General features: G+C 67.8%; 15 protein-coding genes and 3 pseudogenes. 12 read left to right on the top strand and 6 right to left on the bottom strand.

Translation table 11 applies throughout. The features are described 5' to 3' along the window. Positions 1-84 precede the first annotated feature (84 nt). Genes CRP45_RS31375 through CRP45_RS31365 form a run of 3 tightly spaced genes read left to right on the top strand, consistent with a single transcriptional unit; the run spans position 85 to position 3,056 of the window. A complete protein-coding gene (locus CRP45_RS31375) occupies positions 85-1,374 on the top strand; it encodes a glycosyltransferase (RefSeq protein ID WP_097248247.1) in 1,290 nt (429 codons plus the stop codon). A 3-nt stretch (positions 1,375-1,377) separates the two neighbouring features. Then, a complete protein-coding gene (locus CRP45_RS31370; protein ID WP_245910639.1) occupies positions 1,378-2,613 on the top strand; it encodes a glycosyltransferase in 1,236 nt (411 codons plus the stop codon). Between the two features lie 44 nt (positions 2,614-2,657). Then, positions 2,658-3,056 carry a transcriptional regulator gene (locus tag CRP45_RS31365; protein ID WP_245910637.1) on the top strand — a complete coding sequence of 133 codons (399 nt, stop codon included), beginning with the start codon at positions 2,658-2,660 and terminating at the stop codon, positions 3,054-3,056. Between the two features lie 216 nt (positions 3,057-3,272). Here CRP45_RS31365 and CRP45_RS31360 read toward each other — a convergent pair whose 3' ends face one another. The 3 genes from CRP45_RS31360 to CRP45_RS31350 all read right to left on the bottom strand — a co-directional run bounded on the left by CRP45_RS31360 (position 3,273) and on the right by CRP45_RS31350 (position 4,246). Beyond that, the gene (locus CRP45_RS31360; protein ID WP_067788097.1) at positions 3,273-3,569 is read right to left on the bottom strand and encodes a hypothetical protein; all 297 of its coding nucleotides are present in this window, start codon (positions 3,567-3,569) and stop codon (positions 3,273-3,275) included. Positions 3,570-3,645: 76 nt separating this feature from the next. Continuing rightward, complete coding sequence (locus CRP45_RS34105) at positions 3,646-3,798, bottom strand: hypothetical protein (RefSeq protein ID WP_179831076.1); 153 nt, start codon at positions 3,796-3,798, stop codon at positions 3,646-3,648. A 190-nt stretch (positions 3,799-3,988) separates the two neighbouring features. Next, positions 3,989-4,246 carry a DUF2798 domain-containing protein gene (locus tag CRP45_RS31350; protein ID WP_097248244.1) on the bottom strand — a complete coding sequence of 86 codons (258 nt, stop codon included), beginning with the start codon at positions 4,244-4,246 and terminating at the stop codon, positions 3,989-3,991. 289 nt (positions 4,247-4,535) lie between these two features. Between CRP45_RS31350 and CRP45_RS31345 the strand changes: the two genes are divergently transcribed. Beyond that, positions 4,536-5,678: an isochorismate synthase gene (locus CRP45_RS31345; protein ID WP_097248243.1), complete on the top strand. Its 1,143-nt coding sequence runs from the start codon at positions 4,536-4,538 to the stop codon at positions 5,676-5,678. Positions 5,679-5,752: 74 nt separating this feature from the next. Here CRP45_RS31345 and CRP45_RS31340 read toward each other — a convergent pair whose 3' ends face one another. Together CRP45_RS31340 and CRP45_RS31335 are read right to left on the bottom strand one after the other, a co-directional pair. Continuing rightward, positions 5,753-6,688, bottom strand: coding sequence for an alpha/beta hydrolase (locus tag CRP45_RS31340; RefSeq protein ID WP_097248242.1), 936 nt, complete (start codon positions 6,686-6,688; stop codon positions 5,753-5,755). Beyond that, positions 6,685-8,202, bottom strand: a complete 1,518-nt coding sequence (locus CRP45_RS31335; RefSeq protein ID WP_097248241.1) for a flavin-containing monooxygenase — start codon at positions 8,200-8,202, stop codon at positions 6,685-6,687. The genes CRP45_RS31340 and CRP45_RS31335 overlap by 4 nt, the downstream gene beginning before the upstream one ends. A 129-nt stretch (positions 8,203-8,331) precedes the next feature. Between CRP45_RS31335 and CRP45_RS31330 the strand changes: the two genes are divergently transcribed. From CRP45_RS31330 to CRP45_RS31320, 3 genes are all read left to right on the top strand, one after another. Further along, the gene (locus CRP45_RS31330; RefSeq protein ID WP_179831075.1) at positions 8,332-9,579 is read left to right on the top strand and encodes a PucR family transcriptional regulator; all 1,248 of its coding nucleotides are present in this window, start codon (positions 8,332-8,334) and stop codon (positions 9,577-9,579) included. Between the two features lie 31 nt (positions 9,580-9,610). After that, the gene (locus tag CRP45_RS31325) at positions 9,611-10,240 is read left to right on the top strand and encodes a TetR/AcrR family transcriptional regulator (RefSeq protein ID WP_097248240.1); all 630 of its coding nucleotides are present in this window, start codon (positions 9,611-9,613) and stop codon (positions 10,238-10,240) included. A 119-nt stretch (positions 10,241-10,359) separates the two neighbouring features. Continuing rightward, the gene (locus CRP45_RS31320) at positions 10,360-11,145 is read left to right on the top strand and encodes an SDR family oxidoreductase (RefSeq protein WP_097248239.1); all 786 of its coding nucleotides are present in this window, start codon (positions 10,360-10,362) and stop codon (positions 11,143-11,145) included. Between the two features lie 7 nt (positions 11,146-11,152). Here the strand turns inward: CRP45_RS31320 and CRP45_RS34835 are convergent, their stop codons facing one another. Further along, a complete protein-coding gene (locus CRP45_RS34835; RefSeq protein ID WP_245910655.1) occupies positions 11,153-11,413 on the bottom strand; it encodes a response regulator transcription factor in 261 nt (86 codons plus the stop codon). Positions 11,414-11,782: 369 nt separating this feature from the next. Here CRP45_RS34835 and CRP45_RS31310 point away from each other — a divergent pair. The 5 genes and pseudogenes from CRP45_RS31310 to CRP45_RS31295 form a co-directional block, all read left to right on the top strand. Further along, positions 11,783-12,488: pseudogene (locus CRP45_RS31310) on the top strand (alpha/beta fold hydrolase); the annotation flags it as partial. A 179-nt stretch (positions 12,489-12,667) separates the two neighbouring features. Beyond that, positions 12,668-13,894: pseudogene (gene thrS / locus CRP45_RS31305) on the top strand (threonine--tRNA ligase); the annotation flags it as partial. Between the two features lie 255 nt (positions 13,895-14,149). Continuing rightward, a pseudogene (locus tag CRP45_RS35030) lies at positions 14,150-14,524 on the top strand (alpha/beta hydrolase); the annotation flags it as partial. Beyond that, complete coding sequence (locus tag CRP45_RS31300; RefSeq protein ID WP_342747057.1) at positions 14,516-15,214, top strand: alpha/beta hydrolase; 699 nt, start codon at positions 14,516-14,518, stop codon at positions 15,212-15,214. The pseudogene CRP45_RS35030 and the gene CRP45_RS31300, both read left to right, overlap by 9 nt. Positions 15,215-15,730: 516 nt before the next feature. Next, the gene (locus tag CRP45_RS31295; protein WP_097248236.1) at positions 15,731-17,365 is read left to right on the top strand and encodes a CocE/NonD family hydrolase; all 1,635 of its coding nucleotides are present in this window, start codon (positions 15,731-15,733) and stop codon (positions 17,363-17,365) included. Positions 17,366-17,463: the final 98 nt, after the last annotated feature.

The raw sequence follows: 17,463 nt of genomic DNA, 5'->3' as shown, positions 1-17,463 counted from the left end.
CGGCCGGGCCGCTCCGAGAGCCGGACGAACACCCAGCGCGGGCGTATCTCGCCCGTGGACGAACAACGAACGGAAGTCGAGAGTATGCGAATCGCGTTGCTGACGGCGGGAACCCGGGGCGATCACCAGCCATATCTGGCACTGGCCGACGAATTCGGTTCGCGCGGACATCATGTCGCGATGACCGCGACCGAGAACTACGCCGACGTGGTGCGACGCGCGGGTCTCCAGCCGCACGTCATCCCGTTCAACTCCGCCGAACTTCTGGAATCGCCCGAAGCCAAGCGCGCGCTCTCCTCAGGAAAGACGCTGCCATTCGTCCGGATCATGCTCGATACCGTCAAGATCATGGCAGGCGAGCGCGGCGATCGGATGCACGAAGTGCTCAGCGACGCTTGCGAATCGGCCGATGTGATCGTCTCGTGCGCCTCCACGTTGCCCTGGGCGATGGAGCGTGCCGAGAAGACCGGTCAGACCGTGGTGGGCTGTCTGCCGTATCCGCTGGAGCGCACCGGCGAGTTCCCGTCGTCGTTCATGGTCAAGCGCATGATCTCGTCGCGGCGACTACGGCTGGCCAGTTACTCCGCGTTCGAAATGGCCTACGGCCTGGCCTATCACCGGGTGGACCGGCGGGTGCGCGAGCTGATGGAGTTGCCGGGCAAGCCGCGAAATCCGTTCCGGCGCATCCGTGAGGACGGTATTCCGCTGGTGCACATGGTGAGTCCGGTGCTGCTGCCGAAACCGGCCGACTGGCCCGAGCGCTCGACCGTCGTCGGCGCGCCGATCATGCCCGCGCGGCTGCGCGAGGCGTGGGGTGAGGCGGTGGTCGATCCTGCGCTGACCGCATGGCTCGACGAGGGCGAGCCGCCGATCTACTTCTGCATGACCGGAATGCCGATCCTCGATCCCGCCGGTTGCTGCGAGCTCATCGCCGCCGTCTGCCGCAGGCTGGGAGCCCGCGCCCTGGTGACCGTGCGCGGCGACGGGTTCCCCCGTGGTGTCGGGTACGACCGAAAGCTGTTCGTCCTGGACTCGTTCGACTACGACCGGGTCCTGCCGCGGTGTCGCGCGGTCGTCCATCACGGCGGCAGCGGCAACACCCACGACGTGCTGCGCGCCGGTCTGCCCGCTGTGATCATCGGCGTGCACAGCGACCAGTTCTTCTACGGCTGGCGGATATCGGAGCTCGGCATCGGGGCCGACTTCCCGTACCCGTCGCTGACCGAGGACCGGCTGCACGACGCGCTGGTTCGGACGCTGACCCCCGAAGCGAGCAGGCGGGCCGCGGAACTCGGCCGCGCCGTCTCCGCGGAGAACGGTGTCCGCGCGACGGCGGACGCGGTCGAGCGTCTCGTCGTCTCGGCGTCGGCCTGAGACGTGGTCGATTCCGTGCACGTCGCGATCTTCACCGACTTCCACCCGCGTACGCTGGGCGGCGTCCAGACGGCGATGCGGTCGCTGTGTGACGGCCTTCGCCTGCTCGGCCATCGCGTGACCGTATTCTGCGCTCCCGCACCGGGATACGAGACCGCCGATGCCGATACCGTGCTGCTGCGCGCGCTGCCGATCTCGATGTCGAACGGGCTGCCCGTCGTCCTGCCGACTCGGGCCAACCAGCGCCTGATCGACGCCGCGTTCGCCGAGCGCGGCCCGATCGATCTCGTGCACGCGCTGACGACCTACGGCTGCGGAATCTCCGGCGCGCGCACCGCACGCAGGCACGGCATCCCGGTCGTCCAGACCATGCAGAGCCGCGACGACACCGTCATCGAAAAGTATTCACCGGCGCCGTATCTGTCCGCGTTGACCATGCGGTTGGCGCACGGCTGGTTCGTACCGTTGCGCGGGCGACCGGCGCACGACGGCGACAACCGAATCGCACGGCTGGCTTGGCGGCCGCTTGTCGCGCAAGCGCAGGCGGCCGACCGGGTGATCGTGCCCACCCACCACTTCGCCCGCCGCCTTGCCCGGCACGGCGTGGATCGCCCGATTCACGTGGTGTCCAACGGAATCGACGACGAACTGCTCGACAGCGTCCGCGGCGCGGCGAGCGCGGCGACGAATCCGGACGCGCCGCTGCGTGCGCTGTGGTGCGGCCGCCTGTCGGTGGAGAAACGTCCGCTCGAGGCGATCGAGGTGGCGCGCCTCGTCGAGGACTGCACCCTGACGGTCTACGGCAGCGGCCCACTCGCCGACCAGGCCCGCTCCGCGGTCGCCGAGGCGGATCTCGGCCACCGCGTGCACCTGCGCGGCGAGGTCGACCAGGCCGACTGCCTGCGCGCCATGCGCACCCACGACCTGCTGCTGCTCACCTCCGACTGCGACACCCAGGGCATGGTGCTGCTGGAGGCGATGGCGATGGGTCTGCCGGTCCTCTACTGCGACCCCGAGCTTTCCGAAACCGTGCCGGACGAGGGCGGCGTTCGCGCTCCCGACGCGTCGGTGGAATCGCTCGCCGCGGTGCTGAAATCCCTCACCCGCGACCGAATCCGGCTGCACGACATGCGCCGGGTGCTCGAGGCGCACGCCGACGAACCGCGCCAATCGAGACACACCAGCGGAATCGTCTCGGTCTACACCGAGGCCTTGGCCGCCGCGGTCCCGGGCGAATAGCCCTGCCGCACAGTGTCTACGGAGCGTGTAGTAGACATGTGCGGGTGGCTACCAGGTTCCTTTCCAAGCGCACGGTCCTGCTGCTCGTCCTCACCGCGGTGGTGTGCGTGGTACTTGGCGGCTGGCAGTGGTCTCGGACGGAATCGGTGCTCGGCGTCGATCAGAACATCGGCTACGTCCTGCTGTGGCCGCTGTTCGGGGGGTTCCTGATCTTCGCGGCCGTTCGGGCCCGGCGCTTGGAGCGGGAAACGATGGTCGCGCATCCCGAGAATTGCTGGGCCGCAGCGGAAACGGTGCGCAGGCCGCAACCACTGTCGAGTTCGCGGAGCGCCGACGACATCGAGTTGGCCGCCTACAACCGATACCTGGCCGAGTTGAACGCCCGGGAACTGCGGCACAAGCTGCGTGCCGCCGGTCTCGACATCAGCGCCGCCGACCGTTGACCTGAAACCAACGCGACGTCTCGCGTGGTTCCTCGACGCGTGGCCGTTCCACTCAGAATCCGTGGGCGGTGAGCCAGGTGTCGAGGTCGTCGCGGAAGCGCGCGGCGGCCGCGTAGCGCCTCGAACCGCCAGAACCATTCGTTCACGCCGCCAGGCCTTCGCATGTCGAACAGAACGCGCGTCGTTCGTCCGCCCGGTGCGCGCCGCCGGAAGGGGCTACAACAGTTCCGCGTACATACCCCCGTCCAAGACGCCGAATTCGATCTGGCGCGGGAACATCGGCGTGTCACCGGCCGAGAGGCAGGCGTGATGCTGGGCGATCACATCGATCGCCCAGTCACGAAGCGCCGTCGGGAGCAGAAAGACCCGCTCGTCGGTGCACTGTATATAGGGGCGTGTCGGTTCCTCGCCGATTGCCAGCGGGTTGACCAGCCCGACGGTAGCTACGTCGAGAACGAGTCCGGTGCGATTCGGTGCGGCCACAACCGGCGGATCCAGCTCCACGGTTTCCATGCCTTGTCACGGTAGCTCGGAATGTGCCATAGCGTGACCGAGATCGCGAACTCCGCTCGAAGATCGCGGGGAGCGGTCAGCTCGAGCCCGCCGTGGCGGCTGAGGTGCGCGTCCGCACCGTGGATCCGGACATGACGTCGGCCCACCAGGAGCTGAGGGGGCTGGGGTCGGGCCAGACGACCGGATCGAAGTCCTGGTCGTCGCCGCTTCGCACAGTGGGATTGTCCATCACGATGTCGTTCCTCCGCGATACAACAGCCATGCGCAGGGGCGCTCGCGACGTGTGCTTCTCGCCGAACATGGAAGTGCCCCTTCGCGGTTGATCTCCGGCCCGACCGCGCTGTCGGCCCGATACGCCCGGCGGGTACCACGGCGCGGAGGAATCAAACAAGCGCGGATCGCCTCTCCTGAGCGGCCGGCTATGACGGTGTGCGAACCAGTGCCGCGGTGAGCCTGCGGACCAGTGGAAGCATCAGCAGGAGGGTGGGAAAGGCGATAGGCCAGGACACAGCCCACGCGCGCAGCCACTGGCCGACCGCGAGGCCGTCGCTGATCACCGTACTGATCAGCGAGACCACGCAGGTCATGAGAATCGACAGCAGCATGGGCAGCAGCACCGCCGCGTAACGCGCGGGCAGCTTGCGGACTGGGCGAGAGGTGGTCGTCGTTTCGGACATGGGACGCTCCGTAAGGTCGTCAATGGCAGCGATCCCACCGGTCGGCGGGATCGGTGCGTTGATTGACGTGAACGCTTACGGCGACGAGTCGCGGCGTCGAGCATAGAGACGACGTCGTCCGCGGCGCAACCCCGCTGCGCCGACTCGGCCGCGCCTGAACCAGTTTCGCGGAACCCGTGGCCTCTGTCCAAGGAGTCCGCGGGAGCCCGGCACCAGCCCACGCTGACGTCGGACCCACATTTGTGTCAGGTTAGGCTAACCTCAGGTTCACGAGAGGTGACCCGAGAGGATGATTCCCATTTCCGACACGCCTGCCGATACCTCGGACCCCGCCTTTGTGCTGTCCCGCCCCTACCGCACCGTGGTCGCGCACGGCCGCGGTCGCACCTTCCGATCCGCGCGAGACGCGGTGACCGCGCTGCGGCGCGGCGAGGTCGGCCATATCGTCGGGGCGCTGCCGTTCCTGCCCGACGCACCCGCGGCGCTGTGGGCCCCGGAATCGTTGTCCACCAGCGACACCGGATATCGGCAGACGGCGACCCGCACACCGCGCTTCGATTTCGATGCCGCTGTTCCCCACCCGGAAACCCACGTGCGGCGCGTGGCCGAGGCGGTACGGATGCTCGCCGATCCCGAGCATCCGATTCGAAAGGTGGTGCTGGCCAGGGCGATCCGGGCCCGAAGCGCTGAACCGGCGCGGCCGCACGACATTCTGGCTCGCCTGGTGTCCACCGATCCGATGGGCAATGGATTCCTGGTCGATCTGTCCGCCGCGGGCGCGCCCTACACCGGTAGGCATCTGATCGGTTCCAGTCCCGAGGTACTCGTCCGGCGGGACGGCACCGAGGTGCTCAGCCATCCTCTCGCGGGGTCGGCGCGCCGCGTGCTCGACGACGAGGCGGCCGACCGCGAGGTGGCGCGGACGCTGCTCGGATCCGCCAAGGATCAGCACGAGCACCGGTACGTGGTCGATCAGGTCAGCGGCGTGCTGCGCGATCGCTGCGCCGAAGTCCGCACGCCCGCACCGGAACTCACCAGCACACCGGAGATGTGGCACCTCGGCACGCCGATCACCGCCGCGGTGCGCGCGGACGGACCCTCGGCGCTGGAGTTGGCGGCGGCGCTACATCCGACGCCCGCGGTCTGCGGGACGCCGACCGCGGCGGCCGCGCGCCTGATCGCCGAACTCGAGGGTGATCGCGGTTTCTACGCGGGTGCGGTCGGCTGGTGCGATGCCGAGGGCAACGGTGAGTGGATGGTGAGCATCCGCTGCGCCGAACTGGCCGCCGACGGCCGGAGCTTGCTCGCGCACGCGGGCGGCGGCATCGTGGCGGAATCCGATCCAGCGGCCGAATTGGCCGAGACCACCGGCAAATTCCAGCGCATCCTCGCCCCGCTCGGTATCGCGGATCTGCCCGTCCCGGTGGCCTGACCCAGCGCGCCGAGTCCGACTGTCGGCCCCGGCTTCTGCGCAGCGCACCCGAAAACCGTTCGCGCCGACCGGCCTTACGTCCTGGGAACCGGATCGGATCGACGGCCGTCGAGTGAACCCGCGAGCACGCGCGTGAGGAATTCGAGTTGGTCGGCCAACATCGCCCGCTGCCACGGACCCTCGTAGACGTCGAAGTGGTCGACGGGGTATTCGCGCAGCGTCGCCCACCGCCCGGCCTTCGCGGCGGTCCGGCGTGCCGCGGCGGGCGGTGCGACGCTGTCGTTCGTGCCGACCTGCACCAGGATCGGGCAGGGCAGGTCGCCCGCGAAGGTGGTCGGCCGGTTCGCTCCGACCTCCAACGCGGCCCGCGCGCACACCTCGTTGCGCCAGGTCGGTCCGGCTATCGAGAGGCAGGCTTCCACAGCGCCGGGTGTGGTCATCATGGCCGCCGACCCGGGCGTCCCGACGATCGGAACGTGATGCGGCGTGCGCTTGGTGAGGGCGCGGGCGAGATCGCGCAAACCGTGTCCGGTGAGGCGCGCCAGGCGACTGAGTCCGGCGTGGCGCGCGATATGGGCCAGGGTGGCGAGCCCGTCCGGCGCGGGCGTGAGCGAGATGATCGCCGCGATGCGTCGGTCCCGCGCCGCGACGGCGACGACGTGACCGGCGGAATACGACGTCCCCCACAGCACGATCCGGTCCGGGTCGACGCCGGGTAGGTGGCGGGCGGCCGCGATGGCCGCGTGGTAGTCCTGCCGCTGACGTCGAAACGAAACATGCTGGCGTGGCGTGCCTTCCGAGCCGCCGAAGCCGCGGTAGTCGAAGAGGAACACGTCGAGCCCGGCGGCGGCGAAAGCCTCGGCGTAGCCGAGCAGCCCGGTGTCACGGGTACCGCCGAAGCCGTGCGCCATGACCACGCAGGGTCGACCGGCCGGTGCGTCGGCGTCCGCAGGAAGATGCCATGCGGCGCAACGGTTCCCGTGGCTGGTGAAGGTGATCTCGTTCCTCATGCGCTCTCCGAGGCGAATGCCGGCAGCGAAGGCTTGGTGGCGGTGAAGCGCAGCGCGCCGTCTTCGATCGGACCTTCGCGCAGCCGCTCGACGTCCTTCTCGTAAGCCATCTGGGCGGTCCACGGGCCGCTGGTCCCCGCCCTCGGAAACTTCCCGATGTCGCGCTGCACATAGCCCGAACTCAAGGTCATGAGCGGAAGCCGCTCCATCGACGGGTTGTCAAGCACCGGCTCGACGGTGTCGTGGCCGTGCGCGTCCATGTAGTCGAGCAGGCGGCAGAAGTGTTCGCAGACCAGGTCGACCTTGAGCGTCCAGGAGAGGTTCGTGTAGCCGATGGCGTACACGAAGTTGGGCATGCCCGAGAGCATCATCGCCTTGTAGGTCGTCGTATCCGGCAGATTCACCCGTTGTCCGTCGACGTCGAACTGGATCTTGCCGAAGGGCGACAAGGTCAAACCCGTTGCGGTCACGACGATGTCGGCGGCCAGTTCCTGACCGGACTCCAGCAGAATGCCGCGCTCGGTGAATCGGGCGATCCGGTCGGTGACGACCGAGGCATGCCCGGCCGAGATCGTCTTGAACAGATCTCCGTTGGGCACCATGCACACTCGCTGTTCCCAGGGGTTGTAGCGCGGGGTGAAGTGCGTGTCGACGTCGAAGTGCGCGGGCAACTGCCGCCGCACCGAGGCGATCAGCATCTTGCGCATCACCTTCGGCGCGCGCATGCACGCCTTGTAGATACCGCGGACGAGCATGATGTTCTTGCGCCGGATGATCCGGTAGGCGCGGTCGTGGCCGAGCGCCTTGTTGAGCACGTTGGCGATCGCGTCCTCGGCCGGAAGCGAGAACACGTAGCTCGGCGAGCGCTGCAACATCGTGACGTGGCTCGCCCTGCCTGCCATCGCCGGGATCAGCGTGACAGCCGTTGCGCCACTGCCGATCACGACGACGCGCTTGCCGGTGTAGTCCAGATCCCGCGGCCAGTGCTGCGGGTGAACGACCCGGCCCTCGAAGTCCTCGACGCCGCTGAACTCGGGGGTGAAGCCCGCATCGTGGTCGTAGTACCCGGTGCCGAGAAACAGGAATCGCGCGGTGAATCGGACCCGCTCGTCACTGCCGGTCCGCTGGGCGGTGACGGTCCACCGCCCTTCCGAGGAGGAGAACTCCGCGCCGACCACCCGGTAGCCGAACCGAATGTGTTCGCCCAGCCCGTTCTCGGCGACGGTCTCCCGGAGGTAGGTCAAGATGACGTCCCCGTCGGCGATCGACGTACGGTGTGTCCACGGCTTGAAGCCGAAACCGTAGGTGGGCATGTCCGAGTCCGAGCGGATGCCGGGGTACTGGAACAGACTCCATGTGCCGCCGATCGACTCGCGGCTCTCCAGGACCGCGAACGACGTGCCCGGTCGGCGAGTTTTGAGGTGATAGGCGGCGCCGATACCGGAAATTCCAGCGCCGATGATCAAGACATCGACATCGGTGCCCTGGGGTTTGCTGATGGTCGCGATCGTCACTGATCTCTCCTGGCGGCGGAAGCGGAGTTGCGGTGTGATGTGGTTCACGCTAGGGCCGTAATTGCGGGCGGGGTATGTCCGTTTGCCCAGGCTTTACGCGGAAATGTGGGCGGTGGCACACTGGGATCCATGACCGCTCCGACGCTGCCGCCGGAGATCGTCGAGCTGATGGGCGGCGTAGCCGAGTCGATGCTGGCCGATATCGACGAACTCGTCGCTGCCATGGACGCCGCGGCGATCGAACTGACGCCGACGGTGGGCGCCGACGCCGCGCTCGTCGCGGAGATGTCGGCGAGCAATCGCGCCAATGTCGTGCGGCTGATGACCGTGTTCGCCCGGCGCGACGCCAGACCGTCGCCGATCGACGTGCCGCCCGAGGCGCTCGACGTGGCGCGCACGGTCGCCCGGCGCGGTATCGACCTCGACGTGATCTTTCAGTCCTACCGCCGCGGGCAGAACATCGCCTGGCAGAGCTATATGGCGCACGCGACCCGTGTCGTCCCGCCCGGCCCGCAGCTCGTGCGGTTGCTGGAGATCTCCTCGCAGCGCATGTTCGAGTACGTCGACCACGTCATCGGACGGGTTATCGCCGCCGCGCAGCGCGAGCGTGAGGAGGTGCTCGGCGGTGCGCTCGCGCGGCGCACCGAAACGGTCCGGCTGATCCTCGACGGCGCACCGATCGACAGCCGCAGGGCCGGTGAACGGCTGGGCTACGAGCTCGCCCGCCGCCACACCGCCCTCATCCTGTGGGCGCCGCCGCCAGGGGAAATCCAGGGCGCTTTGGAAGCCGCCGCAGGCATGCTGGCGCGGGCCGCCGGTGCGCGGCTGCCGCTCACGCTCTCCGCCGGGAGTTCCACGCTCTGGGCCTGGTTGGGCACCGACTCCGAGCCCGCCGTCGAGGCACTGCGCGGCGCGCTCGAGCGGGCGCAACCCAACATCCGCGTCGCCGTCGGTCCCACGATTCGCGGCATCGCGGGTTTCCGTCGCTCGCACGAGGCGGCGCAAGCGGTGCACAATCTGCTCGCCGGGCACCCGGGCGGCGAGCGGCTCGCGCTCTACCGAGACCTCGAGGTGACCGCGCTGGCGGCGCAAAGTCCCGTTCGCGCAGCGGAATTCGTCGCTTCGACGCTCGGCCCGCTCGCCGAGGACACACCGAGCGCGGCGCGGTTGCGCGAGACCCTGCGGGTCTATCTCGACGAGGCCGAGAACGGGCCGCGCACCGCCGCTCGGCTGCACACGCACCGAAACACGGTGCTGCAACGGGTCGCTCGCGCGACCGAGCTGCTCGGACACCCGCCGGGGGAGCGCAGGTTGGCAATCGAGCTCGCGCTGGAACTCGCCCATCAGATCGGTCCCCGAGTGTTGGCCAGCGGCTGACGGCCACCGCGGGCTGTTACGATTTCGAATCGTGTTCGACAAGCAGGCGACGACTCGGACGTCGGCGCGTCCGGCCCCGGTGCAGCGCCGGGGAATCGAGCGCGTGCACGCGATCCTCGACGCGGCCGAGACACTGCTCGGCGAGCAGGGCTACGAGGCCGCCACGCTCAAGGCGATCGGCGAGCGGGCGGGCATTCCCATCGCGTCGGTCTACCACTACTTCGCCGACCGGCATCAAGTCGACGCTGAGCTCGTGCGGCGCCACGTGGGCGCGCTCGACGAACGTCTCACCGCGGCGCTCGGCCGCGCCGAGGCGCGCACCCTGCGCGAGGCCTGCGACTCGGTCGTCGACATGCTGCTCGCCTACTACCGCGAGCACCCGAGTTTCGTCGAGCTCTGGTACCGGGGCCGCAACTCGACGCTCAGCGAGATGGCGCGCGAATTCGATGTGTCGCAAGCGGAGCAGCTCTGGCGTTACCTGCTCGAGCGCGATCTGATCCGCGCCGACACCCCCCGATTCGTTCTGGAGCTGGCCTACGAAGCCGGTGACCGGCTCTTCGACGCGGCGTTCCGCCGCTCTCCGTCCGGTGATGCCGCCACGATCGATGAAGCGCGTCGGCTCGTCACCGCGTACCTGGAGACCTACGCGTCGAAAGGCTGACGCCGCCCCTTCTGTCGACAGCGTCACACTGCATGGTCGCAAAAATCGAATACGATTCGAATTCGTATATACTCGCTGGTGGCTCCGGCCACCCGGTTTCGAACACAGAGGATCAACGCATGAGCCGACTCGATCTGACCGGCCGGACCGCGATCGTCACCGGCGCCTCCCGCGGCATCGGGCTCGCGACGGCGCACGCGATCGCGGCGGCGGGTGGCAACGTCGTCCTGACGTCGCGCCGAAGCGAATCCGCGGAAGCCGCCGCTGCCGAAGTGCGCGGCAACGCGCTCGGCATCGCCGCGCACGCATTCGACGAGAAGGCCGCTCAACGGTGTGTCGATACGACGCTCGAAAAGTTCGGCAGCATAGACATTCTCGTCAACAACGTCGGCACGAACCGCTCCTACGGCCCGGTCATCGACCAGGACTACGCGCGCTTCACGAAGACCTTCGGGGTGAATCTCTGGGCGCCGATCCTGTGGACCTCCCTTGCCACGCGCGCGTGGATGGGGGAGCGCGGTGGCGTCGTGGTCAACACCGCCTCGATCGGTGGGTTGGGCTTCGAACCGAACTTCGGGCTGTACAACGCGTCGAAGGCCGCGTTGCTCCACCTCACCAAGCAGTTGGCGCTCGAACTGTCGCCGCGGGTGCGGGTCAACGCCGTCGCGCCCGGTGTGGTGCGAACCCAACTGGCCGAGCCGCTGTGGAAAAGCCGGGAGAACGAACGGAATTCGGCAACCGCGTTGTCGCGGATCGGTGAACCCGAAGACGTCGGTTCCGCCATCGCCTTCCTCGTCTCCGATGCCGCGAGCTGGGTGACGGGAGAGACCTTCGTGATCGACGGCGGGCAGCGCCTCGGCGACGCCGAGCTCTTCCGGCGAGGTACGACCGTTCCCGCTCGGTGAACAAGTCTCACATTCGGTCCGGCAGCTGGCGGCGGGAGGTGATGCCGAGTTTGCGGAAGATCTTGCGCAGGTGGTACTCCACGGTGGCGGTGCTGAGAAACAGTTCGGCGGCGATCTGCTGGTTGGTGATGCCCGTGGCGGCGAGGTGGGCGACCTGAAGTTCCCTGGGTGTCAGGTCGTAGGAACTGCTCGGGGTGCGTTCCCGCGCGCGTTCGCCCGCGCCTGCCAGTTCGGTGCGTGCTCGTTCCGCGAAGGCGGTGGCGCCCATGTCGAGGAAGAGTTCATGGGCGGTGTGCAATTGGTGGCGCGCGTCGCGGCGGCGACGCCGGCGGCGTAGCCATTCACCGTAGAGCAGGCGGGTGCGCGCCACTTCGGTGGTCAGCGGTGTGCGCTCGAGCAGTGACAGGGCTTCGAGATACAGCTCCTCGGCGGCGAAGTCGTCGGCCAACAGGGCGCGGCTGCGGGCCAGTACGCCCATGGCCCAGGGAGTTTCGCTCGCGCCCGCGCGTTCGGCCAATCGTTTCAGAGCCTGCTCTGCGGTGCCCGCGTCGTTGGTGCGGACGGCTGCTTCGACAAGATCCGGCAGCACGATATTGCCGAAATGCGGTGGGTCCTCGTCGAAGACGATCGCGGCCGTCCCACGATCGTGCTGGTGCACGGCGCCTTCGCCGACACAACCAGCTGGCACTGGGTCGCGGAACTACTGCGCGCGGACGGCTATCGCGTTGCGGTGCCGGACAATCCGCTGCGCGGACCGGGAACCGACGCCGCCGCCGTGCAGCGGACGTTGGACAGCGTTTCCGGTCCTGTGGTCCTGGTCGGCCACTCCTATGGCGGGTCGGTCATCACCCAGGTGCACGACCCGAAGGTGCGGGCGTTGGTGTTCGTCGCCGCCTTCGTGCCCGCGCAGGGTGAGATCAATCAGCTGGCCCTCGATCCGATCCGGTTCCCCGGCAGCCGCCTGATTCCGCCGGTGCTTCAGGTGAAGGTGGTCGACGACGCGACCGGGACGGCCGGGAAGGGTGTCGACGCCTACCTCGCGCCCGACGGTTTCCACGAGGCCTTCGCCCAAGACGTGAGCGATGCCACGGGGGCCGAGATGCTGACACACCAGCGCTCGCTCGCGGTATCGGCCAATCTGGAACCCTCCGGCGCTCCCGTGTGGGCGGCGACACCCAGTTGGTACCTGGTCTCCGCGCAGGACCGTGCCATTCCACCGGCCGCGCAGCGCTTCATGGCCCGATCGGATGAACGCCCGGACGCGGGAGATCGACGCCTCGCACGCGTCGCTGGTGTCCAAGCCAGAGGAGGTCGCCGACTTCGTGCGAGCCGCGGCACTGTGATCGGGGCGGCGGTATTTCCGTTGTTCGGTGGGGGCATCGGGTGTAGCGTCCGGGGCATGCAGCGCGCTCAGTCCACGACGACGCCGGACGACGTCCCGGCGCGCTGAACCCTGTTCTGATCGAAGCCCCGGGCGGATGCCCGGGGCTTTCGCACGTGGTCATTCGCCCTCGACCGGGAGGAGACCCCTGTGCACGACCATCGAAAACTCGGCCGCGAACTCGACCTGTTCGACACCGACCCGCTGATCGGAGCGGGATTGCCGTACTGGCTGCCCGACGGCGCGACCGTGCGCCATACCCTCGAGGAGTACATCCGCGCCGCGGAACGACGGGCGGGCTACCAGCATGTGTACTCGCCGGTGCTCGGGAAGCGCGAGCTGTACGAGATCTCCGGACACTGGGCGCATTACAACGACGACATGTACCCGCCGATGGACGTCGGCGGCGAGCAGGTGGTGTTGCGACCCAGCCTGTGCCCCGGCCATGCGGTGATCTACCGATCACGTTCGCACAGTTACCGCGAGCTGCCGCTACGGATCGCCGAACTCGGCGCGATGTACCGCTCCGAATTGTCCGGGGTGCTGGGCGGTTTGACCCGTGTGCGCGCCATTCAGCTCAACGACGCGCACATCTTCTGCACCCTGGACCAGGTTGCCGACGAGGTCGCCGACGCCTTGGCGCTGATCGGTTCCGCGTATCGCGCCATGGGGATCACCGCCGCACGCTACCGGTTGTCGCTGCCCGGTGCGACCGGGAAATACGTTGCGGCACCGGATATGTGGTCGCGGGCGAGCAAGTTGTTGCGCGAGGTGCTGGACGGGGCCGGATTGTCCTATCAGGCGGTCGAGGGTGAGGCGGCGTTCTACGGCCCGAAGATCGACGTCCAGGTCGCCGATCACGCCGGACGGGAATCCACCCTGTCCACCGTGCAGGTCGACTTCTACCAGCCCGAGCGATTCGACCTGCACTACATCGGCCCCGACGGCGGCAAACACCGACCGGTCATGGTGCACCGCAGCATCATCGGCAGCGTCGAACGCGCCGTCGCCCACCTGATCGAACACCACGGCGGCGCCTTCCCCGCCTGGCTGGCCCCCTCGCAGATCGCGGTGCTGCCGATCTCCGCCGCCGAACGAGCCGCCGCCGACGACCTCCGCGACCGGTGTATCGACGCAGGCTTGCGCGCCCGCGTGATCGGCCCCGAATCCGGCAGCCTGTCCGCACGCGTCCGCGAAACCCGCCTTACCCCATACCAATTCATCCTCGGCCCCGCCGAGACCTCCAACGACGAAGTGTCCGTCCGATTGCGAGACGGCCGCCGTCTACCCACCCAACCCACCACCACCGCCATCGCACACATCCGCACCCTGACCGCCCACCACAACACCCACTTGTGGACCGACTGACACCGAACCGCTCACTCGACCCGGACAGCGGTCGATCCGCCGACACCGGCTTCGATCGGCCCTCGGCGTGTGTGTCCGATCTTGTAGGCTTGGAATTTGCGATCGCTGAGGGGAGTGTCTTGGCGCGCAACGCTTTACGGCGATACGTGGTCGCCGCCGCGGCGGCACTGATGGTCGCCGTGAGCGCTGTCGGCGTCGCGGAAGCATCACCCGAGGCCCCGCCGGGCGACGCGGTGATTCTCGGTTCCCGCTCCGACCGGCCCCTATGCGGTCGGTGTCACCGAACTCCAGTTGACCGACCCGGACCGCGCCGACCCGTGGGAGGCCGGTCGACGCCGCGAACTGCTGGTTCAGATCTGGTATCCGGCCGACGGGAGCCGCGCCGCGCCGGCCGCGCCGTGGATGCCGCTCGGCGGCCAGGAGGCACAACGTTCCTATCTCACCGAACTCGGTGTCCCTGAGGGAAGTTGGTCCCTTGGGCCCAGTCACAGCCATCGGGATGAGCCCGCTGGTGTCGGCCGGTTTCCGGTCCTGTTGAATTCACCCGGGATGGGCGACACCACCGGCTGGAGCACCGCCCAAGCCGAGGACCTCGCCAGCCACGGCTACATCGTGGTCGCGATGAACCATATGCATGAAGCGTTCGCTGTCCACTTCCCGGATGGCCGGGTCCAACGCACGGTGGTTCCGCTGGATTCGCCCCAGGAGGTGCTGCGGGATCTTCTGCTGCCGACGCGGGTGGCGGATACCGAGTTCGTGCTCGATGAACTGACCGCGAACGCCGCAGGCCATCCGTTGCCAGAGCATCTGGTCGAAAGCATGGACTTGTCACGCGTCGGGATGTTCGGCCATTCGCTCGGTGGCTCGACCACGACCCAGGCTCTGCACGACGACCCCAGGATCCGCGCCGGTGTCAATTTGGACGGGCCCGTACTCGGTTCGGTCGCTGACGACGGGACCGATCGTCCGCTGCTGATGCTCGCGAGTGAATCATCTCCGTGGTTCGGCAAGCCCGGCTGGGAACCCTACTGGCGGAGAAACACCGGGCTGAAACTTCCCCTCCGCCTGCCGGGCACCCAGCACATGTCCTTTTGCGATCAGCAGGCGATTCTGTCGCAACTCGCCACCGCCGGCCTGCTGTCCACGGACACGAAAACCAAGGCGGTCGGCTCCATCGACGCCGACCGGTCGATCGAACTCCAGCGCACCTACTTGCGCGTCTACTTCGACGTCGTCTTCGGCCGACTCGATGCCGATGTATCCGATGCGCTCGAGCGCTTCGCCCAGCCCGCGACCGTTCCGTATCAGCAGCCGGAGTGAGCGCGAGCCGGTCCTGGCGGCCGCCGTCGGTGGATCGGGTGGGTGTTATTCATGACAACGCAACAAATGCGTGGGTGCACGATGGGGGATCGTGGTCGGGATTTTCACCACGGAGGTCTGGGGCGCTGTAAAATCGTGAGCGGCAGAGATCGGTACGGTTCGAGACGTGAAGGCGCGCAACGGTACTTGATCGGGTCGATTCACGGGATCTTCGTACCTCGGTTGTGTGGACCCTACGAGCAGGGGGCGCGGTATGGTCATCGGTAGGTCTCCGGCGATAGTGGACGTAGTGCGTACAGTTCGATTCCTCGAATAGTCATCGCTGTATTGGCAGTTCATCGCCATTTCTAAGCCCGGCTTGCCTTATGGGTAGCGCTGGGTGATTTCGGCTGTCTGCGAATCGGACTCTCCGACCGCGGAATTCGCATTATTCGTGATTCCGATATCCGCGCGCCCTCGTGAAACCGGCGGCGCGACATCAGGAAAACCCTTCGCACGGAAACGGAAAGGAACGACATGACACAGCCTCGCCAGGACCGACTGCGACTTCTTTCCCCCGATCAGGAGCACGACGTCGACGCGGTCGTGCACGATCTGCTCACCGGAGACGCGAGCCGGGTCCCCGCCGATCTCGTCGACGACATCGCCGCGGTCCGCACCCAGTGCCGCCTCGGCGCCGAGCAGATCCCCGGTGCGGACGGCGTGCCGCTCGACGCCTTCGCCGCATGGCCGCTCACCGGCGGCCCACACCCGCTCATCATCCTGCCCGCCGGACTGGACCCCGCCGGCTGGAAGATGTACGGCGGCGCCATCATCAGGTTGTTGATGCGCCGCTACGCCGTCGTCGCGTACACCGAACGCGGACTACCGGGTTCCGGAGGGGAACTGACGGTGGCCGGTCCCGAGGACGTCGCGGACGGACGCAAGGTCATCGATTGGGCGCTCGCCAAGACCGAACTCCGCGCGGACCCGGACCGCATCGGCATGCTCGGCATCTCCTACGGTTCCGGCATCAGCCAGCTGGTCGCCAACGCGGACGAACGGGTCGGGGCGGTGGTCGCGCTGAGCACGTGGGCGGACCTCGGCCAAGCGCTCTACGACAACCGGACCCGGCACATCGCGGCCGCGGAAGCCCTCGCCGCGATCAGCGACCGGCCAAGCCCCGGACTGGTGAAGGTCCTCGAAGACTTCCGGAACAACACCAACATCGAGGAGGTGCTCGAGTGGGCGGAACCTCGCTCGCCCGCGCATCTGGCCGAAATACGTCCCGTGCCAACCTTTTTCACCAGCTACTGGCACGAGACCATCTTTCCGCAGAACCAGCTGCTCGACTGGTTCGATCGCTACCCCGGCCCCAAGCGCCTCGACCTCGCCATCGGCGACCACGGCGCGGTGGAGATTCCCGGGCTCACCCTGGGCGTGTACACCCGGACCACGGAAGCCGCCTACGACTGGCTGGACCACCACCTGCGCGATGTGGACAACGGCATCGATCGCGACGGCATCGTGCACACCGAGACCATGTACAACTTCGCCATGGAAGCCAGCGCGGACCTGAAATCCTGGTCGAACTCGATGCTGCGCTACTACCTGAACTCGCCGAGCGGCGCATCCACCGACGGTGCGTTGACGACGGTTCCCGCGCGGACCTGTGACCAGAACATTCAGGCGGGCACCGAAGAGGTCAGGGCGGCCAGTGCACTGGTGTTCGATGGATTCCTGGAACGACTGCTCATGCCCAAGCGCCAGCTGCTCGATGACGTCGACCGCGGCGCCGCGGCGGTCTGGACCACCGAACCGTTCCCCGAGCCCCAGCGCATCGCCGGTGTCCCCGAAGTGCAGCTCACCGTCACCCCCTCCGACAAGACGGTGACCGTCGTCGCCTACCTGTTCGACCACAACCCGTTCACCGGTCACCTGCGGATCATCACCCATACCCCCGTCACCGTTCGGAATGCCGAGCCGGGCCGCCCGACCGCGGTGCACGTCCGAATGCAGGCCGCCGACTACCGCATCCCGGCGGGGCACAAGCTGACGATGATCATCGACACCAAGGACCACCTGTACGGGGACGAAACCGTCGCAGGTACCACGGTCGCGCTGTCCAACCAGCACGGTCCGGCCTACGTCGATGTACCCATGTCGGTCTGACCTACATTCCGCGCGATCGCACCCGCGACAGCTCGCCGCGGAGTAATTTGTGGTACGCCCTCATCACCGAGGGAAAACGGTTGCCCGCACGACGGTCG

Origin of the sequence: Nocardia amikacinitolerans (assembly GCF_900215415.1) — a bacterium.
In the GTDB taxonomy this organism is placed as follows: domain Bacteria; phylum Actinomycetota; class Actinomycetes; order Mycobacteriales; family Mycobacteriaceae; genus Nocardia; species Nocardia amikacinitolerans.
Note: the sequence above shows the minus strand (reverse complement) of the source record. Positions and strands in the feature narration are given on the sequence as shown.